The 15,069-nt window shown below is 71.2% G+C and carries 10 protein-coding genes; 8 read left to right on the forward strand and 2 right to left on the reverse strand.

All coding sequences use genetic code 11. The features are described from left to right. The first annotated feature begins 145 nt into the window (after positions 1 to 145). The 4 genes from AB0B50_RS28545 to AB0B50_RS28560 all read left to right on the forward strand — a co-directional run bounded on the left by AB0B50_RS28545 (position 146) and on the right by AB0B50_RS28560 (position 7,826). The gene (locus AB0B50_RS28545; protein ID WP_362338580.1) at positions 146 to 2,227 is read left to right on the forward strand and encodes an ABC transporter ATP-binding protein; all 2,082 of its coding nucleotides are present in this window, start codon (positions 146 to 148) and stop codon (positions 2,225 to 2,227) included. Next, positions 2,224 to 4,005: an ABC transporter ATP-binding protein gene (locus tag AB0B50_RS28550; protein WP_362337981.1), complete on the forward strand. Its 1,782-nt coding sequence runs from the start codon at positions 2,224 to 2,226 to the stop codon at positions 4,003 to 4,005. Before AB0B50_RS28545 ends, AB0B50_RS28550 begins: the two co-directional genes overlap by 4 nt. 156 nt (positions 4,006 to 4,161) lie before the next feature. After that, positions 4,162 to 6,012: an ABC transporter ATP-binding protein gene (locus tag AB0B50_RS28555; RefSeq protein WP_362337984.1), complete on the forward strand. Its 1,851-nt coding sequence runs from the start codon at positions 4,162 to 4,164 to the stop codon at positions 6,010 to 6,012. Between the two features lie 122 nt (positions 6,013 to 6,134). Continuing rightward, complete coding sequence (locus AB0B50_RS28560; protein ID WP_362338583.1) at positions 6,135 to 7,826, forward strand: ABC transporter ATP-binding protein; 1,692 nt, start codon at positions 6,135 to 6,137, stop codon at positions 7,824 to 7,826. 29 nt (positions 7,827 to 7,855) lie between these two features. Here AB0B50_RS28560 and AB0B50_RS28565 read toward each other — a convergent pair whose 3' ends face one another. After that, positions 7,856 to 8,650 carry a metal-dependent hydrolase gene (locus tag AB0B50_RS28565; RefSeq protein WP_362337987.1) on the reverse strand — a complete coding sequence of 265 codons (795 nt, stop codon included), beginning with the start codon at positions 8,648 to 8,650 and terminating at the stop codon, positions 7,856 to 7,858. A 121-nt stretch (positions 8,651 to 8,771) separates the two neighbouring features. Between AB0B50_RS28565 and AB0B50_RS28570 the strand changes: the two genes are divergently transcribed. The 4 genes from AB0B50_RS28570 to AB0B50_RS28585 all read left to right on the forward strand — a co-directional run bounded on the left by AB0B50_RS28570 (position 8,772) and on the right by AB0B50_RS28585 (position 14,078). Next, positions 8,772 to 11,285 (forward strand): DUF3516 domain-containing protein, encoded by a 2,514-nt coding sequence (locus tag AB0B50_RS28570; RefSeq protein WP_362337989.1) that lies wholly within the window; start codon positions 8,772 to 8,774, stop codon positions 11,283 to 11,285. Positions 11,286 to 11,331: 46 nt separating this feature from the next. Further along, complete coding sequence (locus tag AB0B50_RS28575; protein WP_362337993.1) at positions 11,332 to 12,234, forward strand: acyl-CoA thioesterase II; 903 nt, start codon at positions 11,332 to 11,334, stop codon at positions 12,232 to 12,234. 25 nt (positions 12,235 to 12,259) lie between these two features. Then, positions 12,260 to 13,453 carry a winged helix DNA-binding domain-containing protein gene (locus AB0B50_RS28580; protein WP_362337996.1) on the forward strand — a complete coding sequence of 398 codons (1,194 nt, stop codon included), beginning with the start codon at positions 12,260 to 12,262 and terminating at the stop codon, positions 13,451 to 13,453. Between the two features lie 115 nt (positions 13,454 to 13,568). After that, entirely contained in the window at positions 13,569 to 14,078 is a 510-nt protein-coding gene (locus AB0B50_RS28585) for a tetratricopeptide repeat protein (protein WP_362337999.1), read from the forward strand. Positions 14,079 to 14,105: 27 nt separating this feature from the next. Here AB0B50_RS28585 and AB0B50_RS28590 read toward each other — a convergent pair whose 3' ends face one another. Then, positions 14,106 to 15,041, reverse strand: a complete 936-nt coding sequence (locus AB0B50_RS28590; protein ID WP_362338002.1) for a DUF6397 family protein — start codon at positions 15,039 to 15,041, stop codon at positions 14,106 to 14,108. Positions 15,042 to 15,069 lie beyond the last annotated feature (28 nt).

The raw sequence follows: 15,069 nt of genomic DNA on the forward strand, positions 1-15,069 counted from the left end.
AAGGGGACCGATTCTTTACCGCGGGGCGGAAAACCGTTTGCTTCGGACCACCGTACGAGGCGAACCTTTCACGGTTTGTTACCGCCGTCCGCTCCTCATGCGCTTCACCGGGGCCGACGGGCGCCGCACCGAGTTCTGGGACGTCATGCAGATTCGCGATCTTCCGTATACCGACCCCGGCGTGCCGGATGCCCGGTCGGGGCCGCGCTTCCTGCTGTGGCTGGGCCGCAACCAGCTCGGCGGGCAGCTCAAGTCCCTTGCCTGGGGCCTGCTGCACTTCACCTCCATCGCGGGCCTGCCCTACATGGTCGGCATCGCCGTCGAGGCCGTGCTCGACCGCTCCGGCGGGCGGCTCGCCCTCGCGGGCGCGCTGATCGGCCTCCTCGGCGTCGCCATCGCGGTGGGGGACACGATGCTGCACCGCACCGCCGTCACCAACTGGATCACGGCTGCGGCCCGCGTCCAGCAACTCCTCGCCCGCAAGACCGCCCTGCTCGGCTCCGCGCTCACCCGACGCGTCGCCGCCGGTGAGGTCGTCGCGGTCTCCACGGGCGACGTCGAGAAGATCGGCTGGTTCGTGGAGGCCCTGTCGCGGTTCGCGGCGGCCGCGCTCACAGTCGTGCTGGTCTGCGTCGGCCTCCTCGTGTACCAGCCCGCGCTCGGCGTCGTCGTCGCGGTGGGCATCCCCGTACTCGCCATCGCCGTGCTCCCGCTGCTGCCCCGCGCCACGCGCCGGGCGGACTTCCAGCGCGAGAAGGCGGGGCGCGCCACCGAACTGGCGTCGGACACCGTCGCCGGACTGCGCGTGCTGCGCGGCATCGGCGGCGAGGAACTCTTCCTCGACCGCTACCGCCGCGCCTCGCAGGAGGTCCGCACGGCCGCGGTGCGCAGCGCCCGCATGTGGGCGGTGATCTCGGCGATCCAGGTCCTGATGCCGGGGCTGCTGCTGATCGCGGTCGTCTGGCACGGCGTGCACCTCGCCCGTGAGGGCCGCATCACGGTGGGCGAACTCGTCACCGTCTACAGCGCCGTCATGATGCTGAACTATCCGCTGCGGCACTTCGAGGAGATCGCCATGGCGTACTCCTTCTCGCGCCCTTCCGCGAAGCGGGCGGCGCGGGTGCTGTCGTTGGAGCGGGCGGTGGAGGGGGCGGGGTCCGGAACGGCGGACGTGGCTTCGCACGCAGGTGCGGCTTCGGATACGGGCGCGGGTGCAGCTACGGATACGGGGGTGGCCACGGACACGAGGGCGGCCACGGACACGAGGGCGGCCACGGACACGAGGGCGGCCACGGACACGAGGGCGGCTTCGGGCGCGGGGGTGGCCACGGATACCGGGGTGGCCACGGACGCGAGGGCGGCTTCGGACGCGAGGGCGGCCACGGATACCGGGGTGGCCACGGACGCGGGGGTGGCTTCCCACGTACCGGCCGGTGACCTGTACGACCCCGCGACCGGGCTGCTCGCCCCGGCCGGACGGCTCACCGCGGTGGTGTGCGGCGACCCGGACGAGGCGGGCCGTCTCGCCGAACGACTCGGCGGGCACCCGGCGTTCGACGAGGCCGCGGACCTGCCGTCCGTACGCCTCGGGGACGTACCGCTCGACGATCTGCCGCTGTCCACAGCCCGCACCGCCGTCCTGGTCCAGGACAAGGATCCGATCCTGCTCTCGGGAACGCTCAGCGCGCTCCTCGACGTGCCCGCGTCGGGAGCCGTCAGCGCCGAGGAGGCGCTGGAGGCAGCGCAGTGCGCGGACGTCCTGGACGCGCTGGCGCAGACGTCGGTGGACGACGACCCGATGGCCGCCCACCTCACCGAACGCGGCCGCTCCCTTTCCGGAGGCCAGCGCCAACGCCTCGCCCTGGCCCGGTCGTTGGTCACCGACCCCGAGGCCCTGGTGCTCGACGAGCCGACGTCCGCCGTCGACTCGCACACCGAGGCCCGGGTCGCCGACGGCATCCGGCGACTGCGCCACAACCGCACCACGGTGGTCCTCACCTCCTCGCCGCTGCTCCTGGACCGCGCCGAACGTGTCGTCTTCCTGGCCGACGGCGAGGTCGCGGCAGTGGGCGCGCACCGCGAACTGGTGCACACCGAACCGCGGTACCGCGCGGTCGTGACCCGCGAGACCGAGGCGGAGCTGGTCGCCGCGGAAGCCAAGAGGGATGTCGGCACGGACTTCGACACCAACTTCGACACGGACTTCAACATCGAGGAGACGGCATGATCGGCCTGGCGCCACCGGAGTACGACCCGGCGGCCCCCACCACGGCGGAGACCCTGCCCATCGGCTCGGCAGCGACCGTACGGACCTATGTGCGCGAGCTGTTCCAACGCCACCGGGGGGCCTTCCTGCTGCTGATCGGCGTGAACACCGTCGCGGTGGTCGCCTCGATGGTCGGTCCCTATCTGCTCGGCGACCTGGTCGAGAAGGTCTCGGACGGTGCCGGTGACCTCCATCTGGAGCTCACCATCGGCCTGTTCGCGCTCGCGCTCCTCGTACAGGCCCTCTTCGTACGTGAAGTGCGACTGCGCGGCGCGATGCTCGGCGAGCGGATGCTGGCGGACCTGCGCGAGGACTTCCTCGTGCGCTCCGTCGGGCTGCCGCCCGGCGTCCTGGAGCGAGCCGGCACCGGTGATCTGCTCTCGCGGATCACCACGGACATCGACCGCCTCGCCAATGCCATGCGCGAGGCCGTTCCGCAGCTCGCCATCGGTGTGGTGTGGGTGGCGCTGCTGCTCGGCGGACTCGTCGTGACCGCACCGCCGCTGGCGCCCGCCGTGCTCGTCGCGGTGCCGCTGCTCGTGGTGGGCTGCCGGTGGTACTTCAAGCGGGCGCCCGCCGCGTACCGTTCCGAGGCCGCCGGGTACGCCGCCGTGGCCGGCGCCCTCGCCGAGACCGTGGACGCGGGGCGCACCGTGGAGGCCCATCGCCTCGGCGAGCGCCGCATCGAACTGTCGGAACGCCGCATCAAGGAGTGGACCGCCTGGGAGCGCTACACCCTCTACCTGCGGTCGGTCCTCTTCCCGGTGATCAACTTCACCCACACGACCGTGCTCTGCTCGACGCTGATGATCGGCGGCGTCTTCGTCCTCCAGGGCTGGATCGACGTGGGCCAGCTGACCACGGGCGTACTCATCGCGCAGATGCTCGTCGACCCGCTGGGGATCATCCTGCGCTGGTACGACGAACTGCAGGTCGCCCAGGTGTCGCTGGCCCGTCTCGTCGGCGTCCGCGACATCGAACCGGATGCGGGCGACGCCTCCGTGACTCCGGACGGCCGCCATGTGCTCGCCGACGACGTGCACTTCGGCTACCGTCCGGGCGTCGACGTGCTCCGCGAGGTGTCCCTCGCCGTCGAACCCGGCTCGCGCGTCGCCCTCGTCGGCCCGTCCGGCGCGGGCAAGTCGACCCTGGGCAGGCTGCTTGCCGGGATCTACGGCCCGCGCACAGGCCAGGTGACCTTGGGCAACGCGGAGTTGTCGGCGATGCCCGCGGAGGAGGTACGCGCCCATGTGGCCCTCGTCAACCAGGAGCACCACGTCTTCGTGGGGTCCCTGCGTGACAACCTCCTCCTCGCCAGGACGGGGGCGCAGGACGCCGAACTGTGGGCGGCGCTCGGCGCGGTCGACGCGGCCGACTGGGCCCGCGCCCTCGACGAAGGACTGGACACCGAGGTCGGCTCGGGCGGCTTCGCGCTGACTCCCGCCCAGGCGCAGCAGATCGCACTCGCACGTCTGGTCCTCGCCGACCCGCACACCCTGGTCCTGGACGAGGCGACATCGCTCCTCGACCCGCGCGCGGCACGGCACTTGGAGCGCTCGCTCGCCCGCGTCCTCGACGGCCGCACGGTGGTGGCGATCGCCCACCGCCTCCACACCGCGCACGACGCGGACGTCATCGCGGTGGTCGAGAGCGGCCGCATCAGCGAACTGGGCAGCCACGACCAACTGGTGGCGGCGGACGGAGCGTACGCGGCGCTGTGGCGGTCCTGGCACGGGTAGGGGACGTTTCGGGAGCGGAGGCTGCCCGGGGTCCACAGGGCACTCGGAGGCGGGACGGCGCACGGTGGCCGGGCCGGGCCCAGAGACCGGGTCCCGCTCGGCCGACGCCGCCTGCCGCCCTCCGTTTGCCCAGGCAGGTGTGGTTAAGGTACGCAGATGGCTGCGATATCCACGGACCCCGGCATCCCCGATCGGCGCGGCCCTGCCCGCTACCTCTGGTGGGTGACTGCCAGCCAACGGCAACGGATCGCTCTCGGAGCCTTGTTGGGCAGCGCGTGGATGATCTGCCTGACCCTCCCTCCCTACATCCTGTCGCGCGCCATCGACGACGGACTGCGCCCGGGAGATCGCGCCACACTGCTCGGTTGGGCCGCGGCGCTGTTCGGCATCGGCGTCCTCCAGGCCTGGCTGGCGATCATGCGGCACCGGACGATGACCCGCATCCGGCTCGACGCCTACTTCCGCACGGTCCGCGTCGTGGTCGACCACACGACCCGGCTCGGCGCCGCGCTGCCCCGCCGGGTCTCGGCCGGCGAGGTCGTCACGATCGGCCATTCCGACGTGGGCGTGATCGGCCAGACCCTCACCGTCACGGGCCCGGGTGTGGGCGCGGTGCTGGCCTACATCGTGGTGGCCGCCCTGCTGCTGTCCGTCTCCGTGCTGCTCGCCCTGGTCGTACTGATCGGCGTACCCGTGCTCGCCCTGCTGATCGGTCCGCTCCTCAGCAGGCTCCACGGCGCCGAGACCGCCTACCGGGAACGGCAGGGCACGCTCGCCGCGCTGCTCGACGACCTCGCGGGCGGCCTCCGCGTCCTCAACGGCCTGGGCGGCAAGGGGGTGTTCGCGGCCCGCTACCGCGAAGGCTCGCGCAAGCTTCGGGACGAGGGCCACCGGGTCGGCTCGACGATGAGCTGGATCCAGGCTTTCGGCCTCGGCCTGCCCACCCTGTTCCTGGCCGCCGTGACATGGCTCGCCGCGCGCATGGCCGCGCAGGGCACCATCACCGTGGGCGAGTTGGTGGCCGTCTACGGCTACGTCGCCGTCCTCGTCGTGCCGGTCGGTTCCTTCATCGAGAGCGGCTACGACATCGGCCGCGGCCTCGTCGCGGCACGGAGGGTCGTGAACTTCTTGAGCCTGGAGCCCGAGGACGCTCAGGCGGAGCGCAGGCGCGAGGCAGGCCACGCCGCCGCGGAGCCGGTCGACGGCCCCGAGGGCCCCTGCGTGCTGCGTGATCCGCTGTCCGGTGTGGAGGTCGCACCCGGCGTCCTCACCGCACTCGCCGCAGCCGACGTGTCGGACGGCACGGATGTCGTCGACCGCCTCGGCCGCTTCGCTCCTTCCCCGGCCACCTGGGGTCCGGTCCGCCTCGACGCCGTCGCGCCGGATCAGGTCCGTGCGCGGATCCTCGTCGCGGACAACGAAGCCGACCTCTTCGCGGGTACGTTGCGCACGGCGATCTCCGGCCGGCACACGCCGGACGAAGACGCTCTCGACCGTGCCGTCGACGCCGCCGCGGCCCGGGACATCGTGCAGGGCCTGCCCGACGGACTCGACGCCCCCCTCGACGCCTACGGCCGCAATCTCTCCGGTGGCCAGCGTCAGCGCATACGCCTGGCCCGAGCCCTGCTCGCCGATCCCGAGGTCCTCCTCGCGGTCGACCCCACCTCGGCGGTCGACGCCCATACCGAGGCCAGGATGGCGGCCCGGCTCCGCGCCGCCCGCAAGGACCGCACGACGCTCGTCACCACCACATCCCCTCTCGTCCTCGACCAGGCGGACACCGTGTACTACCTGGTCGACGGCCGTGTGGCCGCCATCGGCCGCCACGCCGACCTGCTGGCCGGGCACCCTGGATACCGGCGCCTGGTGTCGCGCGGCACCGATGAAGAAATCGAGGACGAAGTGCAGGAAACCGGTACACCAACAGGCCGCGTGAGCTCGCGCCCGGCCACCGGGTCCGCGCAGTCCCCCACATCCACCGAGCCCACTCATGAGGCCCTCCGGTGACGCCGCCCCGTAGCGGCGAGACGCCCGCCGCCGAGCCCGGTCACCTTCCGGTGGCCGACCCCCGCCAGGTCCGCCGCGCCGCCCTCCACCTGATCCGGCTGGACACCCGCCTGTTCACCGCCATGATCGTGTTCAACGCGCTCGCCGCGGCCGCGGGCCTCGTCGGTCCCTGGCTCCTCGGGCACATCATCAACACCGTCAAGGACGGCGGGGACGTCGCCGCGGTGGACCGTCTCGCCCTGGGCATCCTCGCCGGCGCCGTCGCCCAGCTCCTCCTGGCCCGCCACGCCCGCCACCTCGGGCATCGTTTCGGCGAACGCACCCTGGCCCGCATCCGCGAACAGTTCGTCGACCGTGCGCTCGCCCTGCCCGCATCGGTCGTGGAGCGCGCGGGTGCCGGCGATCTCACGGCGCGCGGCACCACCGATGTCGCGACGGCCGGGCAGACGCTGCGCGACACCGGCCCCGACATCTTCGTCGCGGTCGTCCAGGCGCTGTTCATCCTCGGTGCGGTCTTCCTGCTCGATCCGCTGCTCGGCGCCTGCGGCGTGCTCGGCCTCACCGGCATCTGGTTCGCCACCCGCTGGTACCTGCGCCGGGCCCGCTCCGCCTACCTCGACCAGGGAGCGGCCCACTCCGCGCTGGCCGAGGAACTCGCCGCCACCGCCACCGGGGCGCGCACCATCGAGGCCTTCGGGCTGCGCGAGCGTCGCATCGCGGACAGCGAGGAGGAGATCGCGCGGTGCGTCGTCGCCCGCGACCGGACGCTGTTCCTGCGCACCGTCCTGTTCCCGTCCGTCGACATCTCGTACTTCGTTCCGGTCGTCGCCGTGCTGCTCATCGGCAGCGCCTTGCACGAGCAGGGCACGGTGAGCCTGGGAACGGTGGTCGCGTCGGCCCTGTACCTGCGCCAGCTCTCCCAGCCGCTGGACACGATCCTGCAGCAGATCGAACAGGTGCAGAGCAGTGGCGCCTCCTTCGCCCGGGTCGAGGGCCTGGCCACTGCCCCGTCGGACCCGACCGGCCTCCCGGCCGCGGCGGCGGACCCCGCCTCTGCCGACCGCGTCCCCGAGGACGACCGCATCGACGTCCAGGGCGTGCGCTTCGCCTACGGCAACGGCGACGACGTTTTGCGCGGCGTCGACCTGTCCGTACGCCCCGGCGAGCGCCTCGCGATCGTCGGCCCCTCCGGAGCGGGCAAGACCACCTTGAGCAAGCTCCTCGCGGGTATGGACGCACCGGGCGAGGGCACGGTCACCGTCGGCGGGGTCCCGATCTCCGACCTCGACCCCGACCGGCTGCGCCGTCAGGTCGTCCTGGTCACGCAGGAACACCACATATTCCTCGGCAGCCTCCGGGACAACCTGCTCATCGCGGCGGAGTCCGCGACGGACACCGAGCTGCGCGCCGCTCTCGCCGCGGTCGGTGCCGACTGGGCGGACGACCTGCCGGACGGTCTGGACACCGAGCTGGGCGCAGGAGGCCACCGCCTGCACGGGGCGCAGGCCCAGCAGCTGTCGCTGGCCCGCGTCGTCCTCGCCGATCCGCACACGCTGATCCTCGACGAGGCCACCGCGCTCCTGGATCCGACCACGGCACGCCACACGGAACGCGCCCTGGCCGCCGTCCTCCGAGGGCGCACCGTCATCGCCATCGCCCACCGTCTGCAGACGGCACACGACGCGGACCGTGTCGCCGTCATGGAGGACGGGCTGCTGACCGAGCTCGGTACCCACGACGAGCTCGTGACGGCCGACGGGGCCTACGCCGCGCTCTGGCACTCCTGGCACGGCGAGCACCCGCCCGCCCCCTGAGCGAGGGCAGGCGTGTCGGCGGGCCTCCCTCAGATGAAGTTGAGCGCGGCCGCGCCGCCCACTCCCCCGAGCAGCATGAACACCGGCATCAGCACCTTGAGCTCGATCCAGCTGCCGGCCCGGAACCGCAGTGCCTTCGGCGGCCCGATCGGATACCAGCGCTTGCGGCCGATGGGAATGGGCCACAGGATCGGGCACCCGGAGACGGTGAGGGCGTCCCCGAAGTCGTGCACCAGCGCGCCGAGCACGATCGGCAGCCCCAGCCACAGGTACTCCTGGCCCGGCGCGGTGAACAGCCAGTCCGAGCCGTTGCCGGGCTTGTCGAGGACACCGGCCAGGATCCAGGCGCTCGTCGCGGCGAGCAGCCACACCAGCACGTCGCTGCTCGATCCGCGGGCGGCACGCCACAGCAGGCCTTCGATGGCGAGCACCATGTGGACGAAGAGGATCGCGAGCACCGCCCAGCGCCCACCGAAGATCGCGAGCGCCGAGGTGCCCGCTCCTATCAGCACCGCCCACAGCCAGGTGTGCGTGAGCGTGCGGTGACCGCCGGAACGGCGCGGGTCCCCCTGCTTGCGGGTCGCCTTGTAGACGGCGTAGGAGAGCTTGTCGACGATCTCGCACAGGCCCCGCGAGAGCGGGCCGAAGGCGCGCGAGATGGTCGCCGACTTGTGGTCGAGGTCGGGCGCGAGGGCCGCTCCGGCGCAGATCAGCGCTCCTACGAGGAGGACCGGCCAGGGCATCGTGTGCCCCGCGGCCGCCGCGGCCGCACCGACCCCGAGCCAGGCCGCCGCCCCCGAGAGTGAGTGTGCCGGTCCCATCATTGCTGTTGCCCGCCCCATTTCCATTGTTCTGACGCCCCGTTGGCGACACAGCGTAGCGTTCGTGATCTTCGTAAGAACCTCCGGTTCCCTGATCTGGTGAGAAGGAAGGCAAGATGGGGGTGTGACCCTTATTGATCAGCTGCCGCCGGACGCCGACCCCGATGCCCTCTTCGAAGCCTTCTCGTCGTGGGCCGAGGACCAGGGCATCACTCTCTACCCGGCCCAGGAGGAGGCGCTGATCGAGGTGGTCTCCGGGGCGAACGTGATCTTGTCCACGCCGACCGGCTCCGGCAAGAGCCTGGTCGCGGCGGGGGCGCACTTCACGGCGCTGGCCCAGGACAAGGTCACCTTCTACACGGCGCCCATCAAGGCCCTGGTGTCGGAGAAGTTCTTCGACCTGTGCAAGCTCTTCGGCACCGAGAACGTCGGCATGCTGACCGGCGACGCGTCGGTGAACGCCGACGCCCCCGTCATCTGCTGCACGGCCGAGGTCCTCGCCTCGATCGCGTTGCGGGACGGCAAGGACGCCGACATCGGCCAGGTCGTGATGGACGAGTTCCACTTCTACGCCGAGCCGGACCGCGGCTGGGCCTGGCAGATCCCGCTGCTCGAACTGCCCCAAGCCCAGTTCATCCTCATGTCGGCGACGCTCGGCGACGTCAGCATGTTCGAGAAGGACCTGACGCGCCGCACGGGCCGCCCCACCTCGGTCGTCCGCTCCGCGACGCGACCGGTCCCCCTGTCGTACGAGTACCGCCTGACGCCCATCACCGAGACGCTCACCGAGCTCCTGGAGACCAAGCAGGCGCCGGTCTACATCGTGCACTTCACACAGGCCCAGGCCGTCGAGCGTGCGCAGTCGTTGATGAGCATCAACATGTGCACGCGCGAGGAGAAGGACAAGATCGCCGACCTGATCGGCAACTTCCGCTTCACCACCAAGTTCGGCCGCAACCTCTCGCGCTACGTGCGCCACGGCATCGGCGTCCACCACGCCGGCATGCTGCCCAAGTACCGCCGCCTGGTGGAGAAGCTCGCACAGGCCGGCCTCCTCAAGGTCATCTGCGGCACGGACACCCTGGGCGTCGGCGTCAACGTCCCGATCCGCACGGTGCTGTTCACCGCCCTCACCAAGTACGACGGCAACCGCGTCCGCACGCTGCGCGCGCGGGAGTTCCACCAGATCGCCGGGCGCGCCGGGCGCGCGGGCTTCGACACGGCGGGCTTCGTGGTCGCGCAGGCACCCGAGCACGTCATCGAGAACGAGAAGGCACTCGCCAAGGCCGGCGACGACGCGAAGAAGCGCCGCAAGGTGGTCCGCAAGAAGGCTCCCGAGGGCTTCGTCGCCTGGAGCGAGACGACCTTCGAGAAACTCATCGCCTCCGAGCCCGAGCCGCTGACCTCCCGCTTCCGCGTCACGCACACCATGCTGCTGTCCGTGATCGCCCGTCCCGGCAACGCCTTCGAGGCGATGCGCCGCCTCCTCGAGGACAACCACGAGCCGCGCAAGCAGCAGCTGCGGCACATCCGCCGGGCCATCGCGATCTACCGCTCCCTGCTCGACGGCGGCGTCGTGGAGAAGCTCGACGCGCCGGACGCCACGGGCCGCATCGTGCGCCTGACGGTCGACCTGCAACAGGACTTCGCCCTCAACCAGCCGCTGTCGACGTTCGCCCTCGCCGCCTTCGAGGTGCTCGACCCCGAATCGCCCTCGTACGCCCTCGACATGGTGTCCGTCGTCGAGTCCACCCTCGACGACCCGCGCCAGATCCTCGCCGCCCAGCAGAACAAGGCGCGCGGCGAGGCCGTGGCCCTCATGAAGGCCGACGGGGTCGAGTACGAGGACCGGATGGAGCGGCTGCAGGACATCACGTACCCCAAGCCCCTGGAAGAGCTGCTCTTCCACGCCTACAACACGTACCGCACCAGCCACCCGTGGGTCGGCGACCACCCGCTGTCCCCGAAGTCCGTCATCCGCGACATGTACGAACGGGCGCTGTCCTTCACCGAGTTCACCTCCTTCTACGAACTCGCCCGTACCGAGGGGATCGTGCTGCGCTACCTCGCGAGCGCGTACAAGGCCCTGGAGCACACCATCCCGGACGACCTGAAGTCCGAGGACCTCGAAGACCTGATCGCCTGGCTCGGCGAGATGGTCCGCCAGGTCGACTCCAGCCTCCTCGACGAGTGGGAGCAGCTGGCCAACCCCGAGGTCATGACGGCGGAGGAGGCCCAGGAGAAGGCCGACCAGGTCAAGCCGGTCACGGCCAACGCCCGCGCCTTCCGCGTCCTGGTGCGCAACGCGCTCTTCCGCAGGGTCGAGCTGGCCGCCCTCGACCACGTCGAGGAGCTGGGCGAGCTCGACGCCGAGTCCGGCTGGGACGCGGACGCGTGGGGCGAGGCCATGGACAAGTACTGGGACGAGTACGAAGATCTCGGCACCGGTCCCGACGCGCGCGGTCCCAAGCTGTTGCTCATCGAGGAGGATCCCGAGCACGGTCTGTGGCGCGTCCGGCAGACGTTCGCCGACCCGAACGGCGACCATGACTGGGGCATCAGCGCGGAGGTCGATCTCGCGGCCTCCGACGAGGAGGGCCGCGCCGTCGTCCGGGTCACGGACGTCGGCCAGCTCTGAGCGTCCCGAGCATCCGCGTGTCCCGGACAGGAGTCGAGGAACTGTCATGAACAATCCCGCCGACCGGCTGGTCGATCTGCTGGACCTGGAGCAGATCGAGGTCAACATCTTCCGGGGCCGCAGCCCGCAGGAGTCCCTGCAGCGCGTGTTCGGCGGGCAGGTCGCCGGGCAGGCGCTGGTGGCGGCGGGGCGCACCACCGAGGGCGACCGCCCGGTGCACTCGCTGCACGCGTACTTCCTGCGCCCGGGTCGGCCCGGGGTGCCCATCGTGTACCAGGTCGAACGGGTCAGGGACGGGCGCTCCTTCACCACGCGCCGTGTCACCGCCGTCCAGCAGGGCCGCACCATCTTCAACCTCACCGCCTCCTTCCATCAGCCCGAGCAGGGCGCGTTCGAACATCAGCTGCCGCCGCGCATCGCGGCTCCCGACCCGGAGTCACTGCCGACGGTCGCCGAAGAGATCAAGGAGCACCTCGGCGCGCTCCCCGAGCAGTTGGAGCGCATGGCCCGGCGTCAGCCCTTCGACATCCGCTATGTGGACCGGCTGCGCTGGACCGCCGAGGAGGTCAAGGACGCCGAGCCGCGCAGCGCGGTGTGGATGCGCGCCGTCGGCCCGCTGGGCGACGATCCGCTCGTGCACACCTGCGCGCTGACCTACGCCAGCGACATGACGCTCCTCGACGCCGTCCGCATCCCGGTCGAGCCGCTCTGGGGCCCCCGCGGCTTCGACATGGCATCCCTCGACCACGCCATGTGGTTCCACCGCCCCTTCCGCGCGGACGAGTGGTTCCTGTACGACCAGGAGTCCCCCATCGCCGTGGGGGGCCGCGGCCTCGCCCGTGGTCGTATCTACGACACCGAGGGCCGACTTCTGGTGTCGGTGGTGCAGGAGGGGCTGTTCCGGCCGTACGGGGAACGCCACATGGACGGTCCGACAGCAGGCGCGTGAGCAACGGAAGACCCCTACGGGAGGCATGGTGCGACGGATCGACGCAGCGGAACGGCGGGCGCGCCTGGCCCTGCGCCACCGCCTGACGACGGACACCCGGACCGACGACCCCGTCGAGGTGGCACGGTCGTTGCTGGCCCTGCACGGCACCGACCCGTCGTCGGTCTACGTCGGCGCCTGGGCCCGCATGCGCGACGGCCGGGTGGCGGACGTGGAGCGTGCCCTGTACGAGGACCGGTCGCTGATCCGGTTCATGGGGATGCGCCGCACCGTCTTCGTCTCGCCCCTGGACGTGGCTCCCGTGCTGCAGGCCGCCTGCTCGCGGGCGGTCGCCGCGCGGGAGCGCCGCCTCGTCCTGAAGATGCTGACGGAAGCCGGGGTCGCCGACGATACGGCCGGAGTGGCGGCGTGGCTGGCGAAGACCGAGGAAGTGGCGCTGCGGTCCCTCAAGGAGCGGGGCGAGGCGACGGCGGCGGACATCGCGAGCGACGATCCTCGCCTCAGCACCGAACTGGTCATGTCGCGCGGCAAGAGCTACGAGGGCCGCCAGAAGCTGGCCAGTCGGCTTCTGCTGCTGCTCGCTGCCGAGGGACACGTGGTGCGGGGACGTCCGCGGGGCACATGGACCTCCCACCAGTACCGCTGGGCACCGCTGGCGGAGTGGTTCCCCGGCGGCCTCGCCGACTGGGACACCCAGGAGGCCGAGACGGAACTCGCGCGGCGATGGCTGCGGACGTTCGGCCCGGCCACGGCGGACGATCTGCGGTGGTGGGCCGGGTGGACCAAGACGCAGACGACACGGGCCCTGACTCAACTGCGCCCTGTCGAAGTCGACTTGGACGGAACGACCGGGCTGCTGCTCCCCGACGACCTGGAGGAGACCGCCCACCCCGAGCCATGGGCCGCCCTGCTGCCGGCCCTCGACTCCACGCCGATGGGCTGGCAGAACCGCGGCTGGTTCCTCGCAGAGCACGGCCCGCGCGTCTTCGACAGGAACGGCAACATCGGCCCGTCCGTGTGGTGGAACGGCCGCATCGTCGGAGGCTGGGCCCAGGACGGCAGCGGAGAGATCGTCTGCAAGTTCCTCGAAGACGTCGGCGCGGACGCACGCAGCGCGGTCCAGGCCGAGGCCGAGCGCCTCGCCCCGCGCCTGGACGGCGTACGACTCACCGCTCGCGCGCGGGGCCGCACCTGGCTCGAGGAGGAACTGGCCGGTTGAGGAACGCAACGCGGACCGGCGGGGCACGACAGGCATCTTTGCCTCCGTTCGGGAGGGATTTCGGCGTGGGCAAAGCGGACGGCTCGATGAGCAACACAACGAAGGGGATGGGGAATTGAGCGGGAATCCGGGCGAGGACAGGGACCGGCGACTCGCGGAGGCGGTACGGCTCCGCGAGGAAGAGCGACGCGAGGAGGCAAGGGAGATCCTCGTCTCCCTGGCCGCCGAGCTTCCGCACGACGTTCAGGTGGCGTACCAGACGGCATGGGTCCACGACACGCTCGGCCTGGAGGCCGAAGCGGTGCCGTACTACGAGCGCGCGCTCGACGGCACGGGCCTGTCGAGGGATGATCGCCGCGGCGCCCTCCTGGGTCTGGGCAGCACCTATCGGATCCTGGGGCGCTACGAGGAGGCCGCCGCCACCCTCGGTGAGGCGGCGGCAGAATTCCCCGACGACGGCGGGCTCAAGACGTTCCTGGCCATGGCGCTGTACAACACCGGCCGAACCCATGACGCCATGGAGATCCTCCTGACGCTGCTCGTCACCACGACCAACGACCCGGAGATCGCCGGCTACCGCCCCGCCATCGAGGAGTACGCCAAGGACCTGGACGCGACCATGTAGTGGCGCCTACCCCGCACCCCTTGCCCGCTAGGTCCGCCTGCGGCGCAGCCACTTCATCAGGCCGCGCGATTCCTCCATCGAAGGCTCGACCGCGACATCGCTCAGCGGCTCCGATTCCGGGGCGTGGACGGCCGGTTCGGGGACGTTCCCCGGTGTGGGCCGGGGCACCGGGCGAGGCGCCGGGCGCTGCGCGCGGGCCTGGACGAGGCCGATCAACAGGCTGGAGCGCAGCCAGCGGATTTCGTCCGGGTCGTCCGCAGTCGTGATTCTCTCGACGATCCGAGCCACGGGCGAGTCCGGGGCTCCATGGGTGCGGGGCACCGGCTTGAGCCGGTTGAGATAGGCGCGTTCATACGGATCCCTGACGATCTCCGCGATCTGCACGGGGTCGAGCAAGGAGGCCACGGCGGCAGCACGCTCCCAGGGATCCACGGACTGCTGCAGCAGGCATCCCGCGTATCGACCCCGCCAATTCCGCGCCCGCAGGTCCTGGCCTTCGTCGAGCCGCTCACGCATCGACCCCGGCATGCGGCCTGTGAGCAGTTCGCCATTGGCCTCGGCCTCGGCGAACTGCCGTAGCTCTTGGGCAAGATAGAGCCAGACCACGGCTCGGTACCGATTGAGGTAGAACTTCACGGGCGTCAGGACGCCTGCGCGGGCGAGGCGGGTGAAGCGGGCCGTGGTGATCTCCATGAGCCCCGCGCCCTCCGTGGTGCCCACCGCTCTGATGCTCTCGCGAAGCGCCTCCGGGAAGCCTTCGCTACCGCGCACGCGATCGATCTCCGCGCGGCTGATGCGGCGCTGGCCGCCCGCCATGTCTCCGACGGTACGGATACGCCCGAGCATCACGGCCAAGTCGAACTCGCCGCGTTTCAGGTCGAGTTCCTTCGCGGCACGGCTCGGTGCGACCGTCGGCTGGACGATTGCGGCGGCGGTGGGCTGCGTGATGGTGTCACCGGTCATGGTGGTTCTCCCCCGTGAGATCTGATTG

Origin of the sequence: Streptomyces sp. NPDC041068, from assembly GCF_040647455.1 — a bacterium.
Lineage (GTDB): Bacteria > Actinomycetota > Actinomycetes > Streptomycetales > Streptomycetaceae > Streptomyces.

What these genes read in the sequence shown, in the direction of transcription:
- AB0B50_RS28560 (WP_362338583.1), top strand. Translation starts at nt 6,135, where the DNA reads ATGATCGTGTTCAACGCGCTCGCCGCGGCCGCGGGCCTCGTCGGTCCC.
- AB0B50_RS28565 (WP_362337987.1), bottom strand. Translation starts at nt 8,650, where the DNA reads ATGATGGGACCGGCACACTCACTCTCGGGGGCGGCGGCCTGGCTCGGG.
- AB0B50_RS28555 (WP_362337984.1), top strand. Translation starts at nt 4,162, where the DNA reads ATGGCTGCGATATCCACGGACCCCGGCATCCCCGATCGGCGCGGCCCT.
- AB0B50_RS28575 (WP_362337993.1), top strand. Translation starts at nt 11,332, where the DNA reads ATGAACAATCCCGCCGACCGGCTGGTCGATCTGCTGGACCTGGAGCAG.
- AB0B50_RS28580 (WP_362337996.1), top strand. Translation starts at nt 12,260, where the DNA reads ATGGTGCGACGGATCGACGCAGCGGAACGGCGGGCGCGCCTGGCCCTG.
- AB0B50_RS28545 (WP_362338580.1), top strand. Translation starts at nt 146, where the DNA reads ATGCAGATTCGCGATCTTCCGTATACCGACCCCGGCGTGCCGGATGCC.
- AB0B50_RS28590 (WP_362338002.1), bottom strand. Translation starts at nt 15,041, where the DNA reads ATGACCGGTGACACCATCACGCAGCCCACCGCCGCCGCAATCGTCCAG.
- AB0B50_RS28550 (WP_362337981.1), top strand. Translation starts at nt 2,224, where the DNA reads ATGATCGGCCTGGCGCCACCGGAGTACGACCCGGCGGCCCCCACCACG.